The organism is Inhella inkyongensis (assembly GCF_005952805.1).
Classification (GTDB): Bacteria; Pseudomonadota; Gammaproteobacteria; order Burkholderiales; family Burkholderiaceae_C; genus Inhella; species Inhella inkyongensis.
The window spans coordinates 935,137-961,794 of record NZ_CP040709.1 but is presented as its reverse complement, the minus strand read 5'-3'; the positions used below and the strand labels follow the sequence as shown (position 1 = coordinate 961,794).

Genomic DNA, 26,658 nt, shown 5'->3' with positions numbered 1-26,658 from the left:
CTGTCATGAGTCAGTACGCCCCGCTGCGTCTGCACGTGCCCGAGCCCACTGGGCGGCCGGGCTGTGCCACCGACTTTTCTTACCTGAAGCTCTCACCCGCCGGCAGCGTCCGCCGCCCGGATGTGGACGTCAACCCGCAGGACACCCAGGACCTCGCCCACCAGCTCATCCGCGTGCTGGACGAAGACGGCCAGGCCTGCGGCCCGTGGGACCCCAAGCTCAGCGCTGACTTCCTGCGCCGTGGGCTCAAGGCCATGCTGAAGGTGCGCGCCTTTGACGCCCGCATGCAGATCGCGCAGCGGCAGAAAAAGCTGAGCTTTTACATGCAGTGCCTGGGCGAGGAAGCCATCGCCGTCGCGCATGGCATGGCGCTGAGCCAGGGCGACATGAACTTCCCCACCTACCGCCAGCAGGGCCTGCTGCTGTGCCGGGACGATGTGTCCATGGTGGAAATGATCTGCCAGCTGCTCAGCAACGAGAAGGACCCCATCCAGGGCCGCCAGCTGCCGGTGATGTACAGCTACAAGCGCGCCGGTTTTTTCAGCATTTCCGGCAACCTGGCCACGCAGTACATCCAGGCCGTGGGCTGGGCCATGGCCAGCGCCATCAAGGGCGATACCAAGATCGCCTCGGCCTGGATCGGCGACGGCTCCACGGCAGAGTCCGACTTCAGCACCGCGCTGACCTTCGCCCATGTGTACCGCGCGCCTGTGATCCTGAACGTGGTGAACAACCAGTGGGCCATCTCCACCTTCCAGGCCATTGCCGGCGGTGAGCACACCACCTTTGCCGCGCGTGGCGTGGGCTCCGGCATCGCCAGCTTGCGCGTGGACGGCAACGACTTCCTGGCCGTGCATGCGGCTTCGCTGTGGGCCGCCGAGCGCGCCCGCCGGGGCCTGGGCGCCACCCTGATCGAATGGGTGACCTTCCGCGCCGGCGCGCATTCCACCTCGGACGACCCGAGCAAATACCGCCCCGCCGACGACGCCGAGCGCTTCCCGCTGGGCGACCCGGTGGAGCGCCTGAAGAAGCACCTGATCCATCTGGGCCACTGGAGCGACGACGAGCACGAGGCCACCGTCAAGGCGCTGGAGGCCGAGGTGATCGCCGCACAGCGCGAGGCCGAACGCTATGGCTCGCTGCTGGATGGCCACATCCCCAGCGTGGCCAGCATGTTCGAGGGCGTCTACAAGGACATGCCGGAACATCTTCGCCAGCAGCGTCAGCAGTTGGGTTACTGATCAGGAGCACGCCATGAACGACATCGTCCAACAGGACAAACTGGCCGTGCCCGCAGGGAACGGCCCCACCAAGCCCATGACCATGATCCAGGCCCTGCGTTCGGCCATGGACGTGATGATGGAACGCGACCCCAATGTGGTCATCTTTGGCGAAGACGTCGGCTACTTCGGCGGCGTGTTCCGCTGCACCGAAGGCCTGCAGGCCAAATACGGCAAGTCGCGCGTGTTCGACGCGCCGATTTCTGAAAGCGGCATCGTCGGCGCCGCCGTCGGCATGGGCGCCTACGGCCTGCGTCCGGTGGTCGAGATCCAGTTCGCCGACTATGTGTACCCAGCCATCGACCAGATCGTCAGCGAGGCCGCACGCCTGCGCTACCGCAGCAACAGCGACTTCACCGCGCCGCTGACCATCCGCATGCCCTGCGGCGGCGGCATCTACGGCGGGCAGACGCACAGCCAGAGCCCCGAGGCCATCTTCACGCATGTGTGCGGCCTGCGCACCGTGATGCCCAGCAACCCCTATGACGCCAAGGGCCTGCTGATCGCCGCCATCGAGAACGACGACCCCGTCATCTTCCTGGAGCCCAAGCGCCTCTACAACGGCCCCTTCGACGGCCACCACGACAAACCCGTGGTGCCCTGGAGCAAACACCCAATGGGCGAAGTACCCGAGGGCTACTACACGGTGCCGCTCACCAGCGCCAGCATCTTCCGCCCCGGCAAGGATGTGACCGTGCTGGCCTACGGCACCATGGTCTGGGTCAGCGAAGCCGCCGCCAATGAAGCCGGCGTGGACGCCGAGATCATCGACCTGCGTTCCATCTGGCCGCTGGATCTGGACGCCATCGTCAACTCGGTGAAGAAAACCGGCCGTTGCGTCATCGTGCACGAGGCCACCCGCACCAGCGGCTTCGGCGCCGAGCTGATGTCTCTGGTGCAAGAGCACTGCTTCTATCACCTGGAAGCGCCCATCGAGCGCGTCACGGGCTGGGACACCCCCTACCCGCACGCGCAGGAGTGGGCGTATTTCCCCGGACCGGGCCGAGTCGGCGCGGCCCTCAAACGTGTGATGGAGGCCTGAGCGATGGGTGCCTATGTGATCAAGATGCCCGACATCGGTGAGGGCATCGCCGAAGTGGAATTGGTGGCCTGGCATGTGCAGCCGGGCGACATGGTGGCCGAGGACCAGATCCTGGCCGATGTGATGACCGACAAGGCCACGGTGGAGATCCCCTCCCCGGTGGCCGGCAAGGTGATTGCGCACGGGGGCAAGGTCGGCCAGGTGATGGCCGTGGGCTCCGAGGTGATCCGCCTGGAGGTCGAGGGCGAGGGCAATGTGAAGGAAGGTGCGGTAGCCGCCGCCGCCCCTGCGGCGCCCGCGAACGCCCCAGTCGCCAAGCCCGCGCCGGCCCCAGTGGCCGCACCGGCGCCGGCGCCTGCACCAGCCGCCGCGGCAGCCCCAGCGCCCGCGGCGGCCGCCGCGCCAGCCGCCAAGCCCGCCACCCGCGGCCCCGCCGCCCCGCGCCGCGCCGCGAATGAAAAGCCCATCGCCAGCCCGGCGGTGCGCCGCCGTGCGTGGGAGTTGGGGCTGGAGCTGCAGTTCGTGCAAGGCAGCGGCCCGGCCGGCCGCATCACCCACGAAGACCTGGACGCCTTCGCCGCCAGCGGCGCCTCGGGCGCTGGCGGCGGCGCGGAAGCCGACAGCCGCTACGCGCTGCGCCTGGATGAAGAGGCCGTGCCCGTCATCGGCCTGCGCCGCAAGATCGCGCAGAAGATGCAGCAGGCCAAGCGCCAGATCCCCCACTTCACCTATGTGGAAGAGGTGGATGTGACCGAGCTGGAGGGCCTGCGCCAGCGCCTCAACGCCCAGCATGGCAAGGCCCGGCCCAAGCTCACGCTGCTGCCCTTCATTGCACGCGCCATCGTCATCGCCGTGCGCGACTTCCCACAGGTCAACGCCCGCTTTGACGACGAAGCCAATGTGGTCACCCGCTATGGCGCGGTCCACATCGGCATGGCCGCGCAGACCGACGCCGGCCTGATGGTGCCCGTGATCCGCCACGCCGAAAGCCTGGACCCCTGGGCCTGCGCGGCCGAGATCGCCCGCCTGGCCGACGCCGCCAAGACCGGCAAGGCCAGCCGCGACGAGCTCAGCGGCAGCACCATCACCATCACCTCGCTCGGGGCGCTGGGCGGCATCGTCACCACCCCGGTGATCAACCACCCCGAGGTCGGCATCATCGGCATCAACAAGATGGTGGAGCGGCCCATGTTCGACCGCGACGGCCGCGTGGTGCCGCGCCTGCTGATGAACCTCAGCAGCAGCTTCGACCACCGCGTGGTGGACGGCATGGACGCCGCGCTGTTCGTGCAGCGCATCCGCGCGCTCCTGGAAACCCCTGCCACCCTATTCATTGAGTGAGTTCGCGATGCCTCCCGTTTATTCGCAAACCCAATTGCTCATCGTGGGCGGCGGCCCCGGCGGTTATGTGGCCGCCATCCGCGCCGCCCAGCTCGGCCTCAAGGTCACCCTGGTGGAAGGCGCGTCGCTCGGCGGCACCTGCCTGAATGTGGGCTGCATCCCCAGCAAGGCCCTGATCCACGCAGCCGAGGCCTTTGCGCAGGCTAGAGCCCAAGCCTCCGGCAAGTCGGCCCTCGGCATCAAGACCACCGGCGTGGAGCTGGACCTGGCCACCACCCTGGACTGGAAGGACGGCATCGTCGCCAAGCTCACCGGCGGCGTGGGCGCCTTGCTCAAGAAGCATGGTGTCACCGTCATCAAGGGCTGGGCCGAGGTGATCGACGGCAAGACCGTCGAGATCAAGCAGCCCGGCGCCGAAGCCGGCGATGCCCCGCAACGCATCCAGTGCGAGCACCTGCTGCTGGCCGCCGGCTCGCAGGAAATCGAGCTGCCCTTCCTACCGTTCGAATCGGGCCACGGCCGCGTGGTCTCGTCCACCGAGGCCCTGGCCTTTGCCGAAGTGCCCAAGCACCTCGTCGTGGTGGGCGGCGGCTACATCGGGCTGGAGCTGGGCACCGTGTGGCGCAAACTGGGCGCCGAGGTCACGGTGGTGGAAGCGCAGGACCGCATCCTGCCCGCCTACGACGCCGACCTGGTCAAGCCCGTGGCGCAGTCACTCGCCAAACTGGGCGTGAAGCTGCTGACGGCCCACCGCGTCGAGGGCCTGAACGCTGCTGGCGATGCGCTCACCGTGCGCGACCCGCAGGGCGCGCTCATCGAACTGCCGGCCGACAAGATCCTCGTCGCCGTGGGTCGCAAGCCGCGTACCGAGGGTTGGGGCCTGGAGCGCCTGATGCTGGACATGGCCGGCCGCGCCGTGAAGGTGGACGCGCAGTGCCGCACCTCGATGAAGGATGTGTGGGCCATCGGCGACCTGACCGGTGAGCCCCTGCTGGCCCACCGCGCCATGGCCCAGGGCGAGCTGGTGGCCGAGGTCATCGCGGGCCACACGCACTACCGCTTCGAGCCCGCCAGCATCCCGGCCGTCTGCTTCACCGACCCCGAAATCGTCGTCGCCGGCCACACGCCGGCGAGCGCCGAGGCGGCAGGATTCAAGATCATCCAGTCCAGCTTCCCCTTCGCGGCCAATGGCCGGGCCTTGTCCCTGGAAGCTCCGGAAGGCTTCGTGCGCGTCGTCGCACGCGCGGACAACCATCTGATCCTGGGTTGGCAGGCGGTGGGCGCCGCAGTGTCGGAGCTGTCGGCGGTGTTCGGGCTCAGCCTGGAGATGGGCTCGCGACTCGAGGATGTCGGGGGGACGATCCACTCGCATCCGACCTTGGGCGAGGCGGTGCAGGAATGTGCGTTGCGGGCGTTGGGGCAGGCGCTTCACATTTGAGCAAACAGGATCAGTGACATGCCGGAACAAGAAAAGTCGGAGGACTTTAAAAAATACATTGAGAGCACCCTGGCGCGAGCGCGGCTTGCCAAGACGATTGCCAAGTTTCAAGTCGCAGCCATCGTCATTTGCTTTGGTTCTCTAGCTTTTGCCGTCTGGCTCAAGTTTTCAGGCGGGAGGTCTGACGCCATCATGGTCATTGCAGGGTTCGGCTCCTGTATGGGTTTCTTGACTTATGCATTGGGCAAGTTCATCGAAAAGACCCAAGCCAGATTAGGTGAGATCAAAAGGGCCTTTGATGAGGCCGATCGACGCAAGAGCGCGAGTGCGATGCCTGTGGTCTCGACGGTTCGAATACCTCTGACCATCGGATTCGCAAACCTGATCGGCGAGAGCATGACCTCGACCGTCAACGACGATGTCCATGCGATTTCAGGTCTCTTCCAGCGATCGATTGCTCCGCCGCCGCACCAAATTCCGCGCGCGGAAGTTCTGTTCGTCTATGCGAAATTGGGCGAGGATGGGACCATCACACCTGAAGGGAAATCCGGTATTCGACAAATCGTTCAAATGACGAACTCCGCCATCGTGATCGTGGCCGCAGCCAATTCCGCGGATTCGATCCAGAAGGCCATGGAACTGCCGGGCCCCAAGACCGCGAACCTCGTTTTTACATTTGATAGAAATGGACAGGAATTCGCAAAATTCTTTCACGCGCTATTTCAAAAGATGTGCGGAGGCAAAGAAATGTTGGCTGCCTGGGTTGAACTGGCCCCGCAAATCCCTGGCGGGGGGTCAACCGGCGGGCCTCAGACGCTGCTGGTTGCCGAGGGCGGAAAAATTGCATTCCCAAGTGCAGCCGGCAGCCAAGCATTCGCCGAGGGCGGACGGCCCTGAGGTCTGAGCGTCCCGCGTCCACCCGCAAGGCGCCGCTGGTGTGGAACCAAAGCAAGTCGACCGTAGCTTCGGGGTCATAGCTTCGGGGTCATCACGGGCAGCGGGGTCACAGGGCTTCGGGGCAGCGCCTATGGGCTATGGTGGGCTATGGGGTCAGGCCTTAAATTTGGGTGGGCTATGGGGTCAGGCCTTAAATTTGAAGTTTCGGCCCCCGCCGCCTAAATTCAGCGCATGTCCCGCCCCCTGCGCATCGAATTTCCTGGCGCCATCTACCACCTGACCTCGCGGGGGGATCGGCGTGAGCCGATCTTTGAGGACGACGGCGACCGCGAGTTGCTGCTGGACATCGTGGGCCAGACGCTGGAGCGCTTTGATGCGCAGATGCTGGCCTACCAGGGGCTCCAGGGTCAAGGGCTCCAGGGTCTAGGGCTCCAGGGTCAGGCCTCAAATTTGAAGTCCCCGCCCCCGCCGCCTAAATTCAGCGCATGTCCCGCCCCCTGCGCATCGAATTCCCTGGCGCCATCTACCACCTGACCTCGCGGGGGGATCGGCGTGAGCCGATCTTTGAGGACGACGGTGACCGCGAGTTGCTGCTGGACATCGTGGCCCAGACGCTGGAGCGCTTTGATGCGCAGATGCTGGCCTACTGCCTGATGGGCAACCACTACCACTTCGTGCTGCACACGCGCCGCGCCAATCTTGCGGCACTGATGCAGCAACTGAACGGCCGCTACACCCAGGCCTACAACCGCCGCCACGGTAAGGTGGGCCATCTGCTGCAGGGGCGCTACAAGGCGGTGCTGGTGGACCGCGAGACCTATCTGTTCGAGGTCTGCCGCTACGTCGAGCTCAACCCGGTGCGCGCCCGCATGGTGGGCGAGCCCGGCGATTGGGCCTGGTCCAGCTACCGCGCACATTGCCTGCGAGTCGAGGCGCCGCCCTGGCTGGATTGCGCCGGCCTGCACGCCTATCTGTTGGCACAGCCCGCCAGCACGCCGGCCCTGCAGGCGCGGGCGGCAAGGCGCTATGCCCAGCTGGTGGCCGCCGCGCGCGATCAACCGCTATGGGAGCAGGGGCTGCGGCAGCAGATCTACCTGGGGGATGAGGCGTTCGTGGCGCGCATGCAGGCGTTGGCGGGCGGTGAGCCCCAACTTCAAAAGAAGACCGGCACCCCGAAGGCGCAACGCCAGGCCGCGCACCCCAAGACCCTGCGCCAATACCTGGCCGAATGCAGCAGCCGGGAGCAGGCGCTGTGGCTGGGCCACCGCGAAGCCGGCTTGACGATGAGCGCGATGGCCCGCGAGCTGGGACTCTCTGTGGCGCGGGTCAGCCAGTTGATCAAACTGCAGCAAGGGGCTGGGGGCTTGAAACCTGAGGCTTGACGCTCGGGCCGCTCGGGCCGGACGCTCGGGCCGAGTGGCCTGCTTCATCGTGCCATCGGCGCGCCGCAATCGACAGTTCAGATCAAGGAATCTGCTGTCCAACCTCTGGCCGATGCGCGGGCGCCCCGCTGGGCTATGGTGCCGCCCTTTTCCGGACGGCCGCATCTCGGCACGCTCACCGCACACCACTGAAAGCACCATGAGATCCTGGGGACCCAAGCTAGCAGCGCTCTTACTCTGCGTCTATTCCGCCGGCAGTTTCGCCACCACGCCAGACCCGTTGTGGGTCAAGGTGGTGCGCAATGCCCGTGCCGCCGAGATGTTCGTGGCGCGCGACATCGATCAAAAAGTGGCGCTGGACCAAGGGGCGGGCCGCAAGGAGATCGCCATCAAACTGCAGCAAACAGCCTGGCAGGAGGGCGAGCCGGTTTACACCGTGATCAGCTCAGAACCCAAGCCAAAAGAGTCCTCGGCCCGCAAACCGATGGCCTTCGACGCCATGCTCAAGGGCCTGGCCAAGAACGCATTCGACGAGCAGGCGGCCTTCAAACGACAAGACCATGTGAAGTGGAATGGCACGGACGCGACGGAGTTCGAACTCAACGAGGGATCCTCGAACAAGCTGCGATTCAAGCTTTGGGCCCACCCTGAGAACGGCGAGATCTACGCCTACCACGTGACGGTGGCCATTCCCCTGGTCGTGGCGTTTGACATGAAGGTTCAGTTCGCCGACACGCCCATGGGGCTGCGACTGGGCGTCAACCGCGAAATCAACTTTGAATCCAAGATGCCGTTCAAGAGCGGCGGCGGCCATGTGGTCGAGGCGCTGAGCAACTGGGTGACCCGCCCGAACTGATGGGCGGCGCCAAGTCCCTGTCAAATCGCGTGAAATTTTTTTTGGATCGGTTTTGGATCGCTCTGAAATTGCCGTGATCGGGATGCGCTGGCGTACTGCGGGGCATGAAACTCCATCCGATCTGGCCCCTTCTTCCCCGACCGGGCTCCGCCCTGGGTTTGGTCCTGTTTCTGGCCCTGAGCCTTGGCCTGGCGTCCTGCGGCGGTGGCGCAAGCTCCGCGGAATCCGGCGGCTCCGGCGGGAACGACCAGCAAACGCCGCCCAGCTTCGACTACAGCGTCCTGATGATGGGCAACAGCCATACCTCGGTGGCCAATTTGCCCCTGCATCTGACCCAACTGCTGAGGGCCGGTCTGCCGGGCATGACGGTCACGGTGGCGGTTGCACCCGACTGGATGTTCCTGGACGAACACCTGAACAACCCGCGCACCATGGCATTGCTGAACGGCCGGTCTTGGCGCGCCGTGGTCTTGCAGGCGCAAAAGTACAGCAGCAGCGGGCAGTTCAGCTATTCCACGCAGGAGGCCGAGCAATTGGTGAAGACGGTGCGCAGCCAAGGTGCGCTGCCCGTGTTGTTTCCCGAATGGCCGCGCCTGGGCATTGACGAAACCGAACGGATTTACGCCTTGCATGTGGGCATCGCCCAGGCCCAGCCTGCCTGCGTGACGCCCGTCGGCCAGGCCTGGGATCTGGCCTTGCAACGCAGCCCTTCGCTGCGCCTGCATAGCGCGGATGGCAACCATGCCAACGAGCAGGGCGCCTTTCTGACGGCCTTGACCCTCTATGCCTCCATCACCGGCCAATCGCCCCGGGGGCTGCCCAACATCAACACCGGCCTGTCGGCCGAACTGCAGACGCAATTGCGCACCGCAGCCGCCGACACGCTGGACCGGCTGCGCCCGCGCCCTCATTGCCCCGATCAGCCACTCCAGGGATCAGCTGGGGGTGCTTGAGGTGGCGGGGCTTCGGACTCAGGTACGGCCTGGATGTGCAGGGCCTGCGCCAAGGCGCCGCCGCAGCGGGCAGCCCGGCCTTCAAGCCCTGAGCGATGCGCCGCGACGGCGGCCTTGGGCCCAAGCCAGCCCCAGCAGGCCCAAACCGGCCAAGGCCATGCTGCCCGGCAGGGGAACCGCGTGCGGGTCGCGCGGCGGCAGGCTGCTGGAGGCCCAGGAGCTGATGTCGTAGCTGTACTGCTTAGCGCCCGGCATCTGGAAGCGGATCTCATGCCGCGCGGCAAAGTCGTCCAGATAGATATGGGGCTTGTCGTCCTTCAAGGGGTCGGCCCCGAAGGCGGCGGAGAAGAAGAGTTGGAACACCGGCCAGGTGTCCGAGAGGTTGATGAAGCTGAAGATGTCGTCCGAATCGGCATCGACCATCAGGCGCTTGCTCTCGTTCATGTAGGACATGCCGTCCTGCACCCCGCCGCTGACGCTGCCCGACATCGTGACGCCACTCTCGTAGGCGCCGCGCGTGGGGCTGGCGTCGCTGTCCGTGGCGCCGGCACCGATGACCAGGGTGCCGGTCAGGGTGCCGCCGGCAGCGGCGCCGGTGCCTAGGGCGGTGAAGGTGTAGGTGATGGGGGCGGCTTGGCCGCTCGCGGCCACTGCCAGGGCGGCGGCGGCAAGGATTCGCTGGGGTTTGAACATGGCAGGCTCCAAAAGCGTGGAAGAACAGCGCGGGTTCGCGGTGGTCTGCACTGTCGGAGGCTCCGGTTTCAAGCCCACTGCATGACGAGCGGGCAAGCGTTTCATTTGTTTCAGCGCGGCCCCGCATTGGGGCCGCGACTGAGGGTCGCCGTTCAAGACGACGGGCCCCAGGCCCGCACTCGAGCGCTGCAGATGCACGCCCGGAGGGCGGACCCTAACGCCGCGTCACGGTGCCTTTGTCGCCGAGCCTCTTGATGGCGGCATCCAGCCGCTGCATCACGTCCACGGGCACGTTCTTGCTGCACAGCAGATGCCGGGGCTCGCCCGGCGGCATGGTCTTGTAGCGGATCTGCAGGAAGTCGCCCGCCTGGAATCCGGCGGCCTCGATGGCGACAGCGGCTTCCTCCGGGGCCATCAGCATGTAGTCGGCCATGCCCAGCTTGATCTGCCGCACCATCAGCAGGTTTTCGTCCACGGTGGCGCGACGGTTGGGCTGAAGCTTCTCGATCAGGGTGTCCAGCGGTGTGCCGTAGGAGTAGGCCTGCTTGACCAGCAGGCGCAGCGAGCGATCGTTGAAAAGGTCCTCAATCGACGTGTGACCCTGAAAGCGCTGCGCCTGGGCGGCGGCGGCCAGGATCAGCTGCGGCTGGTCCTGGTAGACCGGCTTGCTGTAGCGCCCGAACTCCTCGCGCTCAGCCTTCCAGAACATGCCGATCATGCAGTCCAGACCGGTGTTCTCCTTCACGGCGCGCAACTGGCGCTGAAAGGGGGTTTCTTCGATCCGCACCGGCACATTGGCCAGCTTGAAGGCTTGGTAGGAAGGCCCGCCCGTCAGCCCGGTCAGGCCTTCGCCCTGCACCATCATGTAGGGCGGGCGCTGGATGTAGTGCAGGGTCACGGGCGCTTCGACCGGTGCGAGCGGCTGCGCCGCTGCCAACAGGGGCGCCAACAAGGCCCCCACGCCCCCCGCCATCAGCGCACCAACAGTCGCCCACTTCGCTTGCGCACGCCGCACGCCAAAGCCAGCTTGCGCAAGGCGGACCGGCGTCGATGGGGGATGCGGGACGTTCATGGTCTTGAGAGGGATGCCGACTCGCCCAACGAACGGGCGTTGGGTGTCAGGTCATATTACGACCCCGATTGCTCCGCGCCGAGCTGGGCTTTCCCTCTCGCCGCAGCGCAAACTCCGCCAATTGTTCGTCCGCGTCTTGGCGCGCAGCCCCGACAATGCGCCCCCGCCAATCCTTGGCCACCTCTTTTCCACCCCCTTTTTGCGACGACGGCCATGGACCTGAAGCTCCCCATCCAAATCATTGACGAACTCAGCGACGGCGAAGTGCGTGCCCGTGGCGAGCTGGACCTGGCCAGCGGCGAGATCCGCAACGTGCGCTACGAGGACTACGACGTCGCCACCCAGGGTGTCCCGGCCGCGCAAGAGGACTACGAGTTCAGCGTGGGCATCCTGCAAAACGGTGCGCGCGAGGTGGAGTTCCGCGTCGAGGCCGATGGCAGCGGCCGCTACTCGCTGACCGCCAACGAACTGCTGGAACTCAAGGGCCGCGCGGCCAAGCTGTTCACGCAGGCACCGCGCTAATCAAGCGCCCAGCCCGAACAAAAGGCCCCGTGAATCCGCCGATTCACGGGGCCTTTGCCTTGCGGGTGAGTGCGGCTCAGCCCATCACAAAGGGGCGAACGGCAACTCGCGCTGACGCCGCCCTGTGAGGCGCGCCACGGCATTGGCCAGAGCCGGCGCCAGCGGCGGCAGGCCGGGTTCGCCCATGCCGGTGGGGGCGTCCTGCGAGGGCACGATGTGCACGGCCACCCGCTGGGGGGCATCGGCCATGCGCGGCATGGCGTAGGCGTCGAAATTGCCCTGCTCCACCCGGCCGTCCTTGAGCGTGATGCGGTGATTGGGCAGGGTGGTGCCCAGGGCCATCAGCGCCGCCCCCTGCACCTGGGCCTCAACGGTGCGCGGGTTGACGCACAGATTGCAGTGCACACCGGCGTGCACCTCCAGCAGGCGCGGCCGCCGCGCCTTGCCCTTGCCCTCCAGCGTGGCCAGCACCACATAGGCGACCACGGACTCAAAGCTGGCGTGCACCGCCACACCCCAGGCCTGGCCGGGCGCGAGCTTGCGGGTCTCGTAGCCGCTGCGCTCCACCGCCAGGTTCAGCGCCGCCAGCGTGCGCTTGGCTTCGGGGTGGATCATCTTGCGTCGGTAGGCCACCGGGTCCTGGCGGGTGGCCTGCGCAATTTCGTCGATCAAGGTCTCCATCACGTAGGCGGTGTGAGTGGAGCCCACCGAGCGCCACCACAGCACCGGCACATTGACCTTGGGGTGATGCACGGATAGGCGCATCGGCACCTGGTAGGGCTCGCCCATGCCCTCGGGCGTGGTCGCGTCCACGCCGTCCTTGACCATGAAGGGCTCGAAGGGCGAGCCGGTCACGATGCTCTGACTGACGATGCGATGGTTCCAGCCCTGCACCTGGCCCTGCGCATCAAAGCCGATCTCGGCGCGGTGCACGGTGAAGGGCCGGTAGTAGCCGGCCTTCATATCGTCTTCGCGGCTCCAGATCACCTTGACCGGCGCGCGCTGGCCTGCGGCGGCCAGACCTTGGGCCACGGCCACGGCCTCACGCACGAACTCGGCCGTCGGGGTGGCGCGGCGCCCAAATCCGCCGCCGGCCATCTGCACCTGGATGTTCACCTTGTCAAAGGGCAGGCCGGTCTGCTGGGCCACCGCGCCGGCGTCCACACCCGGCATCTGCGAGGCGTAGTGCAGGGTGCAGGCGTCCGGCTGCAGGTCCACCGTGCAGGCCAGGGGCTCCATCTGCGCGTGGTTCAAATAGGGGAAGACGAAGTCCGCCACGATGCGCTTGGGCGATTTCGCCAGCGGCGGGAGCTCCTTGCGAAAGCGCGGGTCGGGCACCAGGGCGCCTTCGGTGTTGGCCAGGGCCAGGTACTGGGCGCGCAGTTGGTCGGTGTCCGCGCGCCCCAAGCCGTCGAGCTGCCACTGGATCTTCAGGGCCTTGCGCGCCTGCTGTGCCGGCCAATAGCCATCCGCCACCACGGCAAGGCCTTCACCGCCGCGATCCAGCGCCACCTTGAAGACCGCGCGCACGCCCGGGATGGCCAGCGCGGCGCTGGCGTCAAAGGACGCCACCTTGCCATTGAAGACGGGCGGCCGCTCGATCACGGCGCTCTTCATGCCGGGCAGGCGGATGTCCATGCCATAGACCTGGGTGCCGTCGCTTTTGGCGCGCGCCACTTTGAGGCCCATGGGCTTGCCAATCAGGCTGAACTGCGCAGCGGGTTTCAGCGTCACGGCTTCGGGCACGGGCAGGCGCATGGCGGCCTCGAACAGTTCGCCATAGCCGGCGCTGCGCTGCTTGCCGATCACGCGTCCGCGCTCGCTGCGCAGGTCCTGTACCGGCTCGCCCCAAGCCTGGGCAGCGGCAGCCAACAGCATGGCGCGGCAACGCGCGCCCAGTTCGCGGTATTGGGTGTAGCTGTTCTTGATGGAGTTCGAACCGCCCGTCAGGTGCATGCCCATGGCCGGGTCCACATAGGCGGGCTTTTGGTTGCCAAAGCCGGTTCGCACCGCGCTCCACTCGACCTCCAACTCCTCGGCGCAGATCATGGCCAGGGCGGTCTCGATGCCCTGCCCCATGTCCATGCGGTTGCACAGGATGGTGGTCTGGCCGTCAGGGGCGATGTGCACGAAAGCGGGTGGTTGCTCGGTCGGCGCTTGGCCGGGCTTGGCCTTGGCCTCCGGCTGGGCCAGGGCCTGCCAGGGGCTCAGGGCCAGGCCGGTCAGGCCCGCCACACTGGTCACCAGGAAATGGCGGCGGCCCAACGGGGCCAGATTGGGGAGGCGGTCAATGATCATGGCGGGCTCCCTCAGCTCAAATGGGCCGCAGCGGCGTGGATGGCGGCGCGGATGCGCACATAGGCGCCGCAACGGCACAGATTGCCGCTCATGGCCGCATCAATCTGGGCGTCGGTGGGGCGAGGGGTTTGCTTCAGCAGGGCCACGGCGGCCATCACCTGGCCGCTCTGGCAATACCCGCACTGGGCGACATCGAGTTCCACCCAGGCCTGCTGCACCAGCCGCCCGATGGGATCGGTGCCTACCCCTTCGATGGTCTGCACCTGGGCCCCGGCAGCGGCGGACAGCGGCAGCACACAGCTGCGCGTGGCCTGGCCGTTGTAGTGCACCGTGCAGGCACCGCACTGCGCGATGCCACAGCCGAACTTGGTGCCGGTCAGGCCCAGCTCATCGCGCAGCACCCAGAGCAAGGGGGTGGCAGGGTCGGCTTCGCAACGCTGCGCCTTGCCGTTCAGGGTCAGGGAGGTCATGGTCGGCTTCCGAGAGGCGGTGGAAAGGCGCGGTTCTACGCCGTTTTCAGCCAGCGCGCATCAGGGCCGACGCCGCCCGCCGCCCCCCTTGGGTGTCCCACTACAGTCAGACGTCGCTGCTCGGCCCGCAATCCCCTCATCCACAAACAAACCCATGGCTGATTTCGCAACGCATCAAACACTGATCACCTCAGTGCTCTCGAGCTTGCTCGCGTCGGGCCTCACCGCCGCCCTGCTCAAGACCTTCCTGGATCGACGCAACGAGAAAAAGAGCGTCAAGACCGTGGAGCGCGCCAAGGCCTATGAAGAGTTGCTGGTCTTCCTGGCAGAACACGCCGTTCTGCCTGACTTGAGCGCCCTCGCTTCCGAGTCCCCAAGGCTGCGACAAATCCTGGTGCGCCTGGCGCTGTACGGTGAATCCGCCGTGATTCACGCGCTGGCGGCCTATCTCAATCTGCCGCCGCTCGCTGGGCCGGCCGAGCGACAGCTTGCGCTGAGGGCGATCGTGCAGGCCATGCGAAACAGCCTGATCGCCAGGGCCGAAGACTCCGTGATGACTTCGGTAGCGGCTGTGCTGCAGCCGGCCCTGGCTTCGCGCCCCTGAGAGCAAGCGCCGCACGCCGGGGCGCTCACGGCCTCGCCGGCAGCAGCTCTGCAGGAATGGGCGCCTGCGGCGACTCGCTCATCCACATCACGTGGGTGATCCACCAGCGCTGGCCGTCGAACAGCATCTCGATGCTGTTGACGCCGCGCGAGCGCAGCAGCCCCTCAGGGCCGACCAGTTCGGTCTCATAGGTCGAGTCCACATGCGCGATGGCGCCATAGACCCGGGTGCGCCGGTGGATCTCACGCTCGGCAAAGCCCTGTTGCACCAGAGGCTCGGTCGCGTTCACAAATTCCTGGTGCGTCCAGACCCGTGCCCGCGGCTGGCCATCGGCCCCGATCGAGGTGGCCACAAAGCGCACCCAGGGACTGTAAAGCGTGCGGTCGCGCCCCCACTGGCGCGGCTGATCGGGGCGCACATTGACCACGGCGTAGAAGGCGCGCATCAAGCCGTCGATGCTGGCCACGTCCTCGGGGCGCGGCGCAAGCTGCGGGATGGGCACGTTGGACGAGTCGGGGGTCGTCGCGGCTTGCGTGACTGGGCTCAGTGCCAGCAGCCCGCTGAGGGCCAAGGCATGACCCAATCGGCGCACGGCAAGCCGGGTTGAGGACGAGGAGAAAAGGGGGGAGGAGGTGATCGGCATGCACCTATTCTTCGCGCCGCGCGGCCAGCGCGCTATCAAATTCCTGCTCGTCCGCCACTGAATCCACCATGCCCGCCCAAAGCGCCGCAACCGCCCTGCCCCAGGTCAGCGAATGGCATTGCAGCGGCCGGCGCAGCGGCTGGCTGGACGAGGAGAGCCCGCAGGCCTTCATCGAGTTGCCCACCCGGGGCATGGATTTGCGCCGCCTGTCTGGCCGTCAGGTGGTGGCCAGCCCCGGCCGCGCCTTGCTGCATGCCGCTCATGAGGGCTATGCCCTGGCCTCCCCCACGGACCGACCGCGCCGCGCCACTTGCCTGAGCCTGCCGCCCGAGTTGCTGGACGAGTTGGCCTTCGACTTCCAGAGCATGGCGGTGCACAGCTCGACCCGCAGCGCGCTCTTGCACTGGCAACTGCGGCAGGCCGAGGCGGCGTCGCTGGATCGAGACGAACTGATGCTGATGCTGGTGGAGAGCGTGCTGGCGGATGCGCGCGAGCAGGCCGGGGAGCCGGCCCACCAGCACGGCCAAGGCCGCATCAGCCCCGCCTGGGAACGCTTGGCCGTTGCCTTGGATGAGCGCCTGGCTGAGGGCTTCACGCAGGCCCTGAGCCTGGAGCAGCTGGCCCGCGACTGCGGCGCGTCGCCCTTTCACGCCTGCCGGGTGTACCGCAGCGTCACCGGCCACAGCCTGCATCGCCAACTGAATCGGTTGCGACTGCGCGAGGCGCTGTTCCGGCTGCCGGAGATGCGCGGTCAACTCACTGCGCTGGCGCTGGAACTGGGCTTCTCGTCGCACAGCCACTTCGGCAGCGCATTCAAGGCGGAGTTCGGCCGATCGCCATCGGCCCTGCACAGCCCAGACCCGGGCCTGCCAGTCGCGGCCCGACCCGGACCGTGACCGACGCCATGTCGCAGCAGCTCGCATAGGCTGCGCGCTTCGCCCTGTAGAGACCCCCCAATGCCGAATTCGGACCTCCGCGCCCGCCAAGCCCTGCTGGCCCTGCGCCTGTGCCTCGCGCTGCTGATCTTCATCCACGGCGCCCACCGAGCACTGAGCGGCGGCTACCTGCTCTTTGGCGAATGGCTGGCAGGTCCGGGGCTGCCCTTTTCTGAGGCGCTGGGCAGCCTGCGCCAGCCCGTGGGACTGAGCCTGGCGGTGGGTATCACCGCGTTGGAGCTCATCGGAGCGCCCCTGCTGGCCTGGGGCCGCTGGGCCGTGGCACCACTGTGCCTGCTGTTCAGCGCGGTGTACGCCACCGGCATCGCGCTGGTGCACGCCCCCTTTGGCTGGTTCGTGGTGGGCGCCGGGCGCAACGGTGCCGAGTACTCCGTGCTGCTGATCGTCGGACTGCTGGCCACCGCCTGGGTTCAGGCGGATCGCCGTCGGCTGCGGTAGCCGAACGGCTTCAGTCAGGCCGCTTCAGGCCGGCTGCCGCATCAGGTGGTCAAAGGCCCCCAGCGCGGCCTTGGCGCCATCTCCGGCGGCGATGACGATCTGCTTGAAGGGCACCGTCGTGCAGTCGCCGGCCGCAAACACGCCGGGCACTGAGGTGGCGCCCTTGGCGTCCACCACGATCTCGCCATGGCGGCTCAATTCCACCGTGCCCCTCAGCCACTCGGTGTTGGGCACCAGGCCGATCTGCACAAACACGCCTTCCAGGGCGATGTGCTGGGCCTGCCCGCTGGCGCGCTCCAGATAGCTCAGACCGTTCAGGCGCCCCTCGGCCCCGGTGAACTCGGTGGTCTGCACATTCGTCAGGATGCGGACATTGGGCAGGCTCTTGAGCTTGTTGACGAGCACGGCGTCAGCGCGCAGCTGCTCCGCAAACTCCAGCAAGGTCACTTCGGCCACGATGCCGGCCAGATCGATGGCCGCCTCGACGCCCGAGTTACCGCCGCCGATCACCGCCACGCGCTTGCCCTTGAAGAGCGGGCCGTCGCAATGCGGGCAATAGGCCACGCCCTTGTTCTTGTACTCCTGCTCGCCGGGCACGTTCACATTGCGCCAGCGCGCGCCGGTGGAGAGGATGACGGTCTTGCTCTTGAGCGTGGCGCCATTGGCCAGCTTCACTTCGATCAGCCCGCCGGGCTTAGGCGAAGGGGTCAGGCTCTCGGCACGCTGCAGATTCATGATGTCCACGTCATAGGCCTTGACGTGGGCCTCCAGCGCCGCAGCGAACTTGGGACCGTCGGTCTCTGTGATGGAGATGTAGTTTTCGATGGCCAGGGTGTCGTTGACCTGGCCGCCGAAACGCTCGGCCGCCACGCCGGTGCGGATGCCCTTGCGCGCGGCGTACACCGCAGCCGCCGCGCCTGCGGGGCCGCCACCGACGATCAGCATGTCGTAAGGCGCCTGAGCGCTGAGCTTGGCGGCTTCGCGCTCGGCCGCGCCGGTGTCCAGCTTGGCGACGATCTCTTCCAGTGACATGCGCCCCGAGCCAAACACCTGGCCGTTGAGGAAGACCATGGGCACGGCCATGATCTCGCGGCGCTCCACCTCGCCCTGGAACAGGCCGCCGTCGATGACCACCGTCTGCACGCGCGGGTTCAGCACCGCCATCAGACTGAGGGCCTGCACCACGTCCGGGCAGTTGTGGCAGCTCAGCGACATGAAGACTTCGAAGCGGTAGTCACCGCCCAAGGCCTGCACCTGTTCAATCAGTTCCGGCGCCACCTTGGGCGGATGGCCGCCCACCCACAGCAGGGCCAGCACCAGCGAGGTGAATTCATGGCCGAGCGGGATGGCGGCGAAGCGCAGGTCCATCGCCGATCCCACGCGCTGCAGGCTGAAGGAGGGGCGGCGGGCGTCCTGGCCGTCAGTGCGCAGGCGGATGTGGGCCGACATCGCGGCGATGTCCTGCAACAGGGCGAGCAATTGCTGCGAGCTGTCCGACTCGTCGAGCGAGGCGACGATCTCGAAAGGTTCTTTGACGCGCTCCAGATAGGACTGGAGTTGGGTCTTCAGGGCGCTATCCAACATGCTCGGGCTCCTCGTTCAGGTGTGGCGAAACCAGCCACTCTGAAAGGACCCCTGGGTTGGGGCCCTTTCAGAGTCGCTTGCGCGGCTCTGGGGGAGCTGCAAGCCCTCCCGGGCCTGCAGCCAATCGCTTCATCAGCGGGTGGTGGACTTAGATCTTGCCCACGAGGTCCAGCGACGGGGTGATGGTGGCGGCGCCGGTGTTCCACTTGGCCGGGCAGACTTGGCCAGGGTTGTTGGCGACGAACTGCGCGGCCTTGAGCTTGCGCAGGGTCTCCTTCATGTCGCGGGCGATGGCGTTGTCATGCACCTCGGCGGTCTTGATCTGGCCTTCGGGGTTGATCACGAAGGTGCCGCGCAGGGCCAGGCCTTCTTCCTCGATGTGCACACCAAAGGCGCGGGTCAGCGCGTGGGTGGGGTCGCCCACCAGCGGGAACTTGGCCTTGCCCACGGCCGGGCTGGTCTCGTGCCAGACCTTGTGGGCGAAATGGGTGTCGGTGGTGACGATGTAGATCTCGGCGCCCAGCTTCTGGAACTCGGCGTACTGCTCGGCGGCGTCTTCCACTTCAGTGGGGCAGTTGAAGGTGAAGGCGGCCGGCATGAAGACCAGCACGGACCACTTGCCCTTCAGGCTTTCTTCGCTCAGCGCGATGAACTGACCGTTGTGGAAGGCCTCGGCCTTGAACGGGGCGACGGTGGTGTTGATCAGGGACATGCTTATCTCCGTGAGAGGGTGGGAAGGAATGGGGTGAACTGTATCGGCGGCGCGCGGCCGTTAGTTTTGATTAATTAATCAGGGGGATCGGAAAAGGCGATGGCCAGCGCTACGGGGTTCACTCAGGCCGGCAGCGGCGGCCAAGCTGCCAAGACCGCTTCGGCGCGCCGCTGCGCGCTCTCCAGATCGTCAAACACCTCCACCGGCCGGCTCTGCCCCCAGAGCGCCTGCAGGCGCGGCAGCATCAGCCAGCGGGCCTCCACATCCGGAGCCGCAATCACGAGATTGAGGCGGCCGTGCAGATCGGCGTCCACAAAGCGCTGCACCGACAACGCCAGGCGATCCCAGGCCTCGGGGGGCATGAGCATGCTGTCCATCCAATGCACCCACTCCAGGTAGAGGCCATCGGCAGGACGGCCGGTGCGGATACTGGCCAGGGCCTGGGTGGCTCGCAGCATGAACTCGGCATTGAAGGGGCCACGCGCCCGGATGCACAGCATGCGGCCCACCCAGTCGATCTGCACCTCGCCGTGCGCCGGAAAGCGCGCGGACTGGAAAGGGTTGATCTCGGCGCGCATGGGCCAAGCTTAGGCCCGAGTTGCCCAGTCTGCCGAATAACAGGCCAATGACGCGCAGGCCGGACCGCCACCCGATCCGAACCGAAGATCCGGCGACGGGTACGGCTTGGAACTGTTGCCTGAAGGCGGTAGCGCAGAATCATCGGAACCACGGAGACCCAGACGATGACTGCCCTGATGCACCTGCGAGTTGGACAGCGACTGGCCGCCGCCTTCGTCACCCTGCTGGCCTTGCTGGGGGTGGTGGCCGCTGTGGGCCTGATCGAGCTGGACCACAGCAATGCCCGGCTCAAGGCCGTGTACCAGCAGCGCACGGTGCCCTTGGAGCAACTGGGGCGGATCAACGCGATGGCGATCCGCGACCGCTTCCTGCTGGCCGAGGCCCTGCTGCTGCGCAATGAGTCGGCCAATGCCCGCGCACTGAAGGAGCTGGCAGACAACGAGGCCAGCGCCGACAAGCTGCTGAGCACCTATCTGGCCAGCCCGCTAAGCGCGGAGGAAAAGGCCCTGGTCGATCAACTGGTGGCGGCCCGCAGCGCCTACGTACGCGAGGGCCTGGCCGAGGCCCGCAAAGCACTGCAGGAGACCGACTACAACGGCGTACAGAACGCCTTCCTGGGCAAGGTGGCCGAGTTCGGCCCCGTCGTGGGCCAGCACCTGGGCAGCCTGGTGGCGCTGCAAACCAAGTTGGTGGAACAGGAGTACGCCGCCGCCGCAGCGGCCGAAGGCAAGAGCCGCGCCTTGATCCTGGGGCTCACCCTGTTGGCCCTGCTGTGCGGCGCCGCCCTGGCCTGGCGTATCACGCGCTCCATCACTGAGCCCACCCGCACGGCGCTGGGCCTGGCCCGAGCGGTGGCGGCCGGCGATCTGCGCACCCGCATCGAGGTACAGGGCCATGACGAGATCGCTCAGCTGCTGGGCGCGCTGGGCGAGATGAACGAACGCCTGAGCGCCGTGGTGAGCCAGGTGCGCGAAAGCGCGGACTCCATCGCCACGGGCTCGGCCGAGATCGCCACCGGCAATGCCGATCTGTCGAACCGCACCGAGCAGCAGGCCGCCAATTTGGAGGAGACCGCGGCCTCGATGGAGCAGATGAGCGCCACCGTGCGCCACAACGCCGACACCGCCCGCAACGCCACCGAGCTGGCCAGCCAGGCCAGCCAGGTGGCCCAGCGTGGCGGCGCGGCGGTGGGCCAGGTGGTCAGCACCATGGACGAAATCAGCCGCAGTTCCAAGCGCATCGCCGACATCATCGGCACCATCGATGGCATTGCCTTCCAGACCAATATCCTGGCGCTGAATGCCGCCGTCGAGGCCGCACGGGCCGGCGAGCAGGGGCGCGGCTTTGCGGTGGTGGCCGGCGAAGTGCGCCTGCTGGCCAGCCGCAGCGCCGAGGCCGCCCGCGAGATCAAGAGCTTGATTGGCGCCAGCGTCGAACGCGTGGACGCCGGCTCGCGCCAAGTGGCCGAGGCCGGACGCACCATGGACGAGATCGTGGCCCAGGTGGGCCGGGTGGCCGGCCTGATCCAGGAGATGGACCACGCCAGCCGCGAACAGGCCCAGGGCATCGGACAGGTCAGCGAGGCGGTGGCCGATCTGGACCGCAGCACCCAGCAGAACGCCGCCCTGGTGGAACAGGCCGCCGCCGCGGCCGAGAGCCTCAAGCAGCAGGCCCGCGCCATGAACGAGGTGGTGGGGGTGTTCCAGCTCTGAGGCCGCCGCGCACTGCGGCGCTCAGCGTAAGCAGCCCCTAGTTCAAGGTCTTGAGAGCCGCACTGCCGGTGGCCGGGAAGTCGGTGAACACCCCGTCGATCCCCAGGCTCATGTAATAGGCCATCTCGGCCTTGGGGTCCTTGAAGCCATAACCGCTGGCGTCGTCGCGGAAGGTCCAGGTGTGCACCAGCAGGCCGCGGGCATGGGCAGCTTCAATGACGCCGGTGCTGCCGTCCACCCGGCGATCCTGGATCGTCAGCGTGGTGTCGCCGGTGCGCTCCACCCCATCGGCCACGGTCTTGACCAGATAGGGCTTCCACGGCCCGATGCCCTGCGCATAGGTCTTTACAAAGTCCAGGCCCGCCGGCGTGAGCAAGTCGGCAAAGGTGCGCGCATCGCCTTTGACCACAAAGTCATAGGGCTGGCGGTAGGGCGGCACAAGGGCCATGGAGCCGTCCGACTTCACGTCGTCCGCGTCAATGAGCTGCACGCGGCGGATCTGCGTGCGAGTGGCCAGATATTGCAGATTGCTGACCTCGAAAGACTGGATGAAGACGGGTGCGCTGGCACTGTTGCCGTAGGCCGCATGCAGACTGCCCACCAACTTGTCCTCAAAGACATTGGCGCCGAATAGACCCGCGTGAAAGGTCGAGTGCTTGATCTCGGGGTAGATGCCGATCGTGCGGCCGGTCTTTGTGCTTTGGGCCCTGGCCAGCGCGATCACTTCGTCTAACGTCGGGATGCTGAACTGGCCATCAAAGGCCTTGGAGCGCCCGGCGCGGGACTGCAATGCCCGCAAGGTCTTGATCTCGGCCAGCGTGAAGTCGCTGGCAAAGAAGGCCGTAATGGACTCGCCGTCCATCATCCGCGTGCTGCGGCGCGAAGCCGGGAACTTGGCGGCCACATCGGTGGTCGAGTCCAGCATCGGTTCATGGCGGGCCAGCAGCACACCGTCCTTGCTCAACACCAAGTCGGGCTCGATGAAGTCCGTTCCTTGTTCGATGGCCAGCTGGTAGGCCTCCAGCGTGTGTTCGGGCCGTTCACCGCTGGCGCCGCGATGACCGATCACCAGGGGCGAGGAGCCGCTCAGGGTCTTGAACTTGGGGGAGTCTGCATCGCCGCCGCCACAAGCTTGGAGCGTCAACAGGGCGATAGCAGCCAGAAGGAAGGGCAGTCTCATTGGGGAAGAGAGGAATGCGGTCCACGCCGCGACGCTGCGCAGCCTAGGCAGCGTGGGTGTCAAGGCCATGAAGGCCCAGTGACAGAGCGCGGCGCAGCGCCTGCCCCGTCCCATGGCAGACCAGAATGCACGCCCATGTGCACCCGCTACATCCCCCCCGACATGGCCGCGCTGGAGCGCTTCTGGCACATCGGCCGCCACAACCCGCCCGCACTCTGGCCGGCTGAGGTGTTTCCGCGCCAGAACGGACCCTTCATCCGCGCGGCCCAGCAGGCGGAACTGGCGCGCGAGCTGCTCGTCGGGCCTTGGGCCCTGCTGCCCTTTGACAAGCGCTACGCCACCAGCAACGCACGGCGCGAGGGCGTCGAGACCCGCGCCACTTCACGCCGCCCCTGGGCCCAGGGCCAGCGCTGCATCATCCCTGCCCTGAGCTTTGACGAGCCCTGCTGGGAGAGCGGGCGCTGCGTGTGGTGGCGCTTTCGGCGCGCCGACGGCGAGCCCCTGAGCCTGGCCGGCTTGTGGAGCACGGCCATCGACCCGAGCAGCGGCGCGCGCATCCCCGTCTACACCATGCTGACGGTGAATGCCGACCACCACCCTCTGATGCGCCGCATGCACAAGCCCGACCCCAAGCTCCCCCCCGAGGCCCAGGACAAGCGCAGCGTGGTGGTGCTGGAACCGCAGGACCTGGACCGCTGGCTGCACGCGCCGCTGGACCAAGCCACCGCCTTGCTGCGCGCGCCGGATGATGCCGGCCTGGTGGGACAGCCCCTCTGAGCCTTGCCGCGCGCGGCGCCCAAAGCCCTTTTTCTTCCGTCCATCCCCATGACTTCTCAAGCCCCCCTGCCCCCCTATCCCATCGGCACCCCCGGCACCCCCTGGGGCGCCGCCGAAAGAGCCGCCTGGCTGGCGAACCAGCGCCGCCAGCGCAGTTACGAGCAGGAGGTGCTTGCCCCCTTGCGCGCCACGCTGCCGGCGCAGGCGGAAGTTTTTGAGTACGGCCAGCTGGACTACCGCGCGCTGGGCCAGGGCGTCTTCCCCTTGGTGGCCGTGCGCAGCCGCGACTGGCGCGCCGACCGCCCGACCGTGCTGGTAACCGGTGGCGTGCATGGCTACGAGACCAGCGGCGTGCAGGGCGCGCTGCAGTGGCTGCGCGAGGACTTTGCGCGCCACGCCGAGGCGGTGAACCTCTTGCTGCTGCCTGCCATCAGCCCCTGGGGCTATGAAACCATCAACCGCTGGAACCCCGAAGCCCTGGACCCGAACCGGCAGTTCCGGGCCGACAGCCCGGCGCAGGAGTCGGCCCTGGCCATGGCTTGCGTGGCGGCCCAGGCGCCGCGTAATGGCCCCCAAATCGACCTGCACATCGATCTGCACGAGACCACCGACACCGACGCCAGCGAGTTCGGCCCGGCCAAGGCCGCCCGCGATGGTCTGGCCTTCGAGTGGCATGCCATCCCGGACGGCTTCTACCTGGTGGCCGACGGCGAACGCCCGGAGCCCGCGTTCCAGGCCGCGCTGATTGCCGCCGTGGCCCAGGTCACCCACATCGCCAAGCCTGACGCCGACGGCTGCCTGATCGGGGCGCCGCTGCAGCAGCCGGGCGTCATCCACTACGCCAAACGCGAACTGGGCCTGTGCGGCAGCATGACGGCGGCGCGCTGGGTCAGCACCACCGAGGTCTACCCCGACAGCGCCACGGCCAGCCCGGCGCAGTGCAACGCCGCGCAGGTCGCGACGATCAACGCCGCGATCGACTATCTGCTGAAGGAAAGAGTCAGGCAGGCAGCCGCGTGATCATGACCTGATCCACGCGGTGGCTGTCCACGTCCACCACCTCAAAGCGCCAACCGCCCCACTCCACCGCATCGGTGCGCTTGGGGATGCGGCGCAGCATCACCATCAGGAAGCCGGCCAGGGTGTCGTACTGGCCGGCATGGGGCATCTCATCCAGGCCCAGCGCACGCTGCAGATCAGGCACCGGCGTGATGCCATCGGCCAGGAAGCTGCCGTCCTCGCGGCGCACGATCTGCTGCTCTTCATCAGCCGTGTTGACCAGGCTGCCCATCACCGTGCTCATCACATCGTTGAGCGTGATCACGCCCACCACCAGGCTGTATTCGTTGACGATGACCGCAAAGTCCTCGTGCGCCTGGCGGAACTGACCCAGCACCTCGCCCAGGGTCAGGCGGTCGGGCACCATCAACACCCGCTTGATCAGGCTGGGGTCGGCGCGGAAGCTGATGGGCTCGTTGCGCAGCACGCGCTGGAACAGATCGGTGGCGTCCACATAGCCCACCACCCGGTCAATCTCGTCTTCGCACACCAGATAGGTGGAATGCGGCGACTCGGCGATGCGGGTGCGCACCAGGGCCTCGTCGTCGTCCAGCGCGAAGTAAACGATGCGCTCGCGCGAGGTCATGGCGCTCTCCACCGTGCGGGTGTCGAGCTCGAACACGTTCTCGATCACCTGCTGCTCGGCATCCGCCACCACGCCGGCGGCGTGGCCGGCCTCGGTCAGGGCCAGGATGTCGCCAGCGGTGATGCGGTTGTCCGGCCGCTCGGGCCGGCCCAGCAAACGAATCAACGCATCCACCACCGCATTGAAGCCCGCCGCCAGCGGGCGCAGCGCCAGCGTCAGCGCGGCCATGGGCGCGATCAGCTTCATGGCCACGCGCTCGGGCTCGTTCATGGACAGGCGCTTGGGCAGCAGATCGGCCAGCACGATGAAGGCCGTGGTCACGAGCGCGAATGACAGGCCAAAGCCCGCCTGGGCCGCGCGCTCCGGGCCCAGCCAGGGCCGCAGCAGGGCGTCGAAATAAGGCGTCAGCGCGCCCTCGCCCACCACACCGCCCAGGATGGCCACGGTGTTGACCCCGATCTGGATCACCGTGAAGTAGTGACCCGGCTGCTCCTGCACTTGCAAGACCCGCGCGGCACGCGCCTCGCCCTCATCGGCCAGCTGCTGCAGCTTGAGCCGGCGTGAGGCCGCGAGCGACAGCTCGGCCATCGCGAAAAAGGCCGAGGCGGCGATGAGCAGGGCAATGAGGATCAGGCTGCTGAGCAAGGGCAATGTCCTTGGTGCAAAGGCTTGCGAGGGCTCCAGTATCAGCCGAGCTCGGTGCGCAGCCAGGTCTCGAAAGCCTGCAGGGCCGCCGAGGCCGGCCGGCTGCTGGGTCGGCAGAGCCAGTAGGCCCCGGTGTCTACCGTGGCGGCAAAGGGTTGCACCAGCTGGCCCAGGCGCAGCTCGCGCTGGAACAGGCGCGGCGGCGCCAACGCCACGCCCAGGCCCTGCAGGGCGGCCTGCACCATCAGCACCGAGCTGTCGAACTGCGGCCCGCGCGCCCGCAAAGGCCCGGCCCCGGCGACCTTGCCCCAGGCCTCCCAGTCGCCGGCGCGGAAGGACCGCAGCAGCGTGCGCCCCCGCAGCTCATCGGGCCGCGTGAGTCCGGCCGCCAAGGCCGGGCTGCACAGCGCGCTGAGCGGCGCATCCAGCAGCTTGACTGCCGCCTGGCTGCGCCACAGCCCGTCGCCGAAGCGGATGGTGGCGTCCAGGGCCTCGCTGGTGGGATCCATGCGGTTGTTGTGCGTCTGCAGCCGCAGCTCGATGCGCGGATGCAAGGCCTCAAAGCGACCCAGGCGCTCCAGCAGCAGGCCTTGCGCGAAGGTGCCCACCACGCCCAGGCTCAGCACCTCGGGCGGCCCGGCCTCGCGCACCCGGTCCAGGGCCTGGGCCATGGCTTCGAAGGCGGCGCGCAGGGCCGGGGCCAGCAGCAGGCCCTCGTCCGTCAGTTGCAGGCTGCGCGGGCCACGCAGAAAGAGCGCACGACCGAGCTGCCCCTCCAAGGTCTTGATCTGGTGGCTGATGGCGGCCTGGGTGACGCACAACTCCTTGGCCGCCTGGGTGAAGCTCAAGAGCCGCGCCGCGGCCTCGAAGGCGCGCAGGGCGTTGAGCGAGAAGGGATGCAGATTCATGAGAAAAACTAATACAGCCCCACAAAAAGTC

At 67.2% G+C, this 26,658-nt stretch carries 27 protein-coding genes; 16 read left to right on the top strand and 11 right to left on the bottom strand.

What is annotated here, in order from left to right; genetic code table 11:
• Window positions 1-5 precede the first annotated feature (5 nt).
• The 9 genes from FF090_RS04750 to FF090_RS04710 all read left to right on the top strand — a co-directional run bounded on the left by FF090_RS04750 (window position 6) and on the right by FF090_RS04710 (window position 9,189).
• Window positions 6-1,241: a 3-methyl-2-oxobutanoate dehydrogenase (2-methylpropanoyl-transferring) subunit alpha gene (locus tag FF090_RS04750; RefSeq protein ID WP_138855632.1), complete on the top strand. Its 1,236-nt coding sequence runs from the start codon at window positions 6-8 to the stop codon at window positions 1,239-1,241.
• Window positions 1,242-1,317: 76 nt separating this feature from the next.
• Window positions 1,318-2,322 (top strand): alpha-ketoacid dehydrogenase subunit beta, encoded by a 1,005-nt coding sequence (locus tag FF090_RS04745; protein WP_138858289.1) that lies wholly within the window; start codon window positions 1,318-1,320, stop codon window positions 2,320-2,322.
• A gap of 3 nt (window positions 2,323-2,325) precedes the next feature.
• Window positions 2,326-3,663, top strand: a complete 1,338-nt coding sequence (locus tag FF090_RS04740; RefSeq protein ID WP_138855631.1) for a dihydrolipoamide acetyltransferase family protein — start codon at window positions 2,326-2,328, stop codon at window positions 3,661-3,663.
• Between the two features lie 7 nt (window positions 3,664-3,670).
• Window positions 3,671-5,101 carry a dihydrolipoyl dehydrogenase gene (gene lpdA, locus FF090_RS04735; RefSeq protein WP_138855630.1) on the top strand — a complete coding sequence of 477 codons (1,431 nt, stop codon included), beginning with the start codon at window positions 3,671-3,673 and terminating at the stop codon, window positions 5,099-5,101.
• Between the two features lie 18 nt (window positions 5,102-5,119).
• On the top strand, window positions 5,120-5,998 hold the full coding sequence (locus FF090_RS04730) for a hypothetical protein (protein ID WP_138855629.1): 879 nt from the start codon (window positions 5,120-5,122) through the stop codon (window positions 5,996-5,998).
• A gap of 231 nt (window positions 5,999-6,229) precedes the next feature.
• The gene (locus FF090_RS19515; RefSeq protein ID WP_246071511.1) at window positions 6,230-6,532 is read left to right on the top strand and encodes a hypothetical protein; all 303 of its coding nucleotides are present in this window, start codon (window positions 6,230-6,232) and stop codon (window positions 6,530-6,532) included.
• Window positions 6,484-7,380, top strand: a complete 897-nt coding sequence (locus FF090_RS04720; protein WP_138855628.1) for a transposase — start codon at window positions 6,484-6,486, stop codon at window positions 7,378-7,380. Before FF090_RS19515 ends, FF090_RS04720 begins: the two co-directional genes overlap by 49 nt.
• Window positions 7,381-7,579: 199 nt before the next feature.
• Window positions 7,580-8,236: a hypothetical protein gene (locus FF090_RS04715; protein WP_138855627.1), complete on the top strand. Its 657-nt coding sequence runs from the start codon at window positions 7,580-7,582 to the stop codon at window positions 8,234-8,236.
• A gap of 104 nt (window positions 8,237-8,340) precedes the next feature.
• The gene (locus tag FF090_RS04710; RefSeq protein WP_138855626.1) at window positions 8,341-9,189 is read left to right on the top strand and encodes a hypothetical protein; all 849 of its coding nucleotides are present in this window, start codon (window positions 8,341-8,343) and stop codon (window positions 9,187-9,189) included.
• An 81-nt stretch (window positions 9,190-9,270) separates the two neighbouring features.
• Here the strand turns inward: FF090_RS04710 and FF090_RS04705 are convergent, their stop codons facing one another.
• Both FF090_RS04705 and FF090_RS04700 read right to left on the bottom strand, forming a co-directional pair.
• The gene (locus FF090_RS04705) at window positions 9,271-9,882 is read right to left on the bottom strand and encodes a PEP-CTERM sorting domain-containing protein (RefSeq protein ID WP_138855625.1); all 612 of its coding nucleotides are present in this window, start codon (window positions 9,880-9,882) and stop codon (window positions 9,271-9,273) included.
• A gap of 214 nt (window positions 9,883-10,096) precedes the next feature.
• Window positions 10,097-10,954, bottom strand: a complete 858-nt coding sequence (locus tag FF090_RS04700; RefSeq protein WP_138855624.1) for a substrate-binding periplasmic protein — start codon at window positions 10,952-10,954, stop codon at window positions 10,097-10,099.
• A gap of 213 nt (window positions 10,955-11,167) precedes the next feature.
• Here FF090_RS04700 and FF090_RS04695 point away from each other — a divergent pair, with 213 nt between their 5' ends.
• Entirely contained in the window at window positions 11,168-11,476 is a 309-nt protein-coding gene (locus FF090_RS04695) for a hypothetical protein (RefSeq protein WP_138855623.1), read from the top strand.
• An 84-nt stretch (window positions 11,477-11,560) separates the two neighbouring features.
• Here the strand turns inward: FF090_RS04695 and FF090_RS04690 are convergent, their stop codons facing one another.
• Window positions 11,561-13,774, bottom strand: a complete 2,214-nt coding sequence (locus FF090_RS04690) for a xanthine dehydrogenase family protein molybdopterin-binding subunit (protein WP_138855622.1) — start codon at window positions 13,772-13,774, stop codon at window positions 11,561-11,563.
• An 11-nt stretch (window positions 13,775-13,785) separates the two neighbouring features.
• Entirely contained in the window at window positions 13,786-14,244 is a 459-nt protein-coding gene (locus FF090_RS04685; protein ID WP_138855621.1) for a (2Fe-2S)-binding protein, read from the bottom strand.
• 154 nt (window positions 14,245-14,398) lie between these two features.
• Between FF090_RS04685 and FF090_RS04680 the strand changes: the two genes are divergently transcribed.
• Window positions 14,399-14,848, top strand: coding sequence for a hypothetical protein (locus tag FF090_RS04680; RefSeq protein WP_138855620.1), 450 nt, complete (start codon window positions 14,399-14,401; stop codon window positions 14,846-14,848).
• 25 nt (window positions 14,849-14,873) lie between these two features.
• Here the strand turns inward: FF090_RS04680 and FF090_RS04675 are convergent, their stop codons facing one another.
• A complete protein-coding gene (locus FF090_RS04675) occupies window positions 14,874-15,491 on the bottom strand; it encodes a hypothetical protein (protein ID WP_138855619.1) in 618 nt (205 codons plus the stop codon).
• Between the two features lie 68 nt (window positions 15,492-15,559).
• Here FF090_RS04675 and FF090_RS04670 point away from each other — a divergent pair, with 68 nt between their 5' ends.
• Window positions 15,560-16,387 carry a helix-turn-helix transcriptional regulator gene (locus tag FF090_RS04670; protein WP_138855618.1) on the top strand — a complete coding sequence of 276 codons (828 nt, stop codon included), beginning with the start codon at window positions 15,560-15,562 and terminating at the stop codon, window positions 16,385-16,387.
• A gap of 60 nt (window positions 16,388-16,447) precedes the next feature.
• Window positions 16,448-16,885, top strand: a complete 438-nt coding sequence (locus FF090_RS04665; protein WP_138855617.1) for a DoxX family protein — start codon at window positions 16,448-16,450, stop codon at window positions 16,883-16,885.
• A gap of 24 nt (window positions 16,886-16,909) precedes the next feature.
• On the opposite strand, the gene ahpF is transcribed toward FF090_RS04665, so the two are convergent.
• The 3 genes from ahpF to FF090_RS04650 form a co-directional block, all read right to left on the bottom strand.
• On the bottom strand, window positions 16,910-18,469 hold the full coding sequence (gene ahpF, locus FF090_RS04660; protein WP_138855616.1) for an alkyl hydroperoxide reductase subunit F: 1,560 nt from the start codon (window positions 18,467-18,469) through the stop codon (window positions 16,910-16,912).
• A 148-nt stretch (window positions 18,470-18,617) separates the two neighbouring features.
• A complete protein-coding gene (ahpC, locus tag FF090_RS04655) occupies window positions 18,618-19,181 on the bottom strand; it encodes an alkyl hydroperoxide reductase subunit C (RefSeq protein WP_138855615.1) in 564 nt (187 codons plus the stop codon).
• A 122-nt stretch (window positions 19,182-19,303) separates the two neighbouring features.
• The gene (locus FF090_RS04650) at window positions 19,304-19,759 is read right to left on the bottom strand and encodes a hypothetical protein (protein ID WP_138855614.1); all 456 of its coding nucleotides are present in this window, start codon (window positions 19,757-19,759) and stop codon (window positions 19,304-19,306) included.
• 165 nt (window positions 19,760-19,924) lie between these two features.
• Here FF090_RS04650 and FF090_RS04645 point away from each other — a divergent pair, with 165 nt between their 5' ends.
• Complete coding sequence (locus tag FF090_RS04645) at window positions 19,925-21,472, top strand: methyl-accepting chemotaxis protein (RefSeq protein ID WP_246071510.1); 1,548 nt, start codon at window positions 19,925-19,927, stop codon at window positions 21,470-21,472.
• A 37-nt stretch (window positions 21,473-21,509) separates the two neighbouring features.
• Here FF090_RS04645 and FF090_RS04640 read toward each other — a convergent pair whose 3' ends face one another.
• Entirely contained in the window at window positions 21,510-22,652 is a 1,143-nt protein-coding gene (locus tag FF090_RS04640; protein WP_138855613.1) for a glycerophosphodiester phosphodiesterase, read from the bottom strand.
• 135 nt (window positions 22,653-22,787) lie between these two features.
• Between FF090_RS04640 and FF090_RS04635 the strand changes: the two genes are divergently transcribed.
• Complete coding sequence (locus tag FF090_RS04635; RefSeq protein WP_138855612.1) at window positions 22,788-23,429, top strand: SOS response-associated peptidase; 642 nt, start codon at window positions 22,788-22,790, stop codon at window positions 23,427-23,429.
• 48 nt (window positions 23,430-23,477) lie between these two features.
• Entirely contained in the window at window positions 23,478-24,449 is a 972-nt protein-coding gene (locus FF090_RS04630) for a M14 family metallopeptidase (protein ID WP_138855611.1), read from the top strand.
• Here FF090_RS04630 and paeA read toward each other — a convergent pair.
• On the bottom strand, window positions 24,430-25,725 hold the full coding sequence (gene paeA / locus FF090_RS04625) for a polyamine export protein PaeA (RefSeq protein ID WP_138855610.1): 1,296 nt from the start codon (window positions 25,723-25,725) through the stop codon (window positions 24,430-24,432). The genes FF090_RS04630 and paeA overlap by 20 nt on opposite strands.
• A 35-nt stretch (window positions 25,726-25,760) precedes the next feature.
• On the bottom strand, window positions 25,761-26,627 hold the full coding sequence (locus FF090_RS04620) for a LysR family transcriptional regulator (RefSeq protein WP_138855609.1): 867 nt from the start codon (window positions 26,625-26,627) through the stop codon (window positions 25,761-25,763).
• Between the last annotated feature and the right edge of the window lie 31 nt (window positions 26,628-26,658).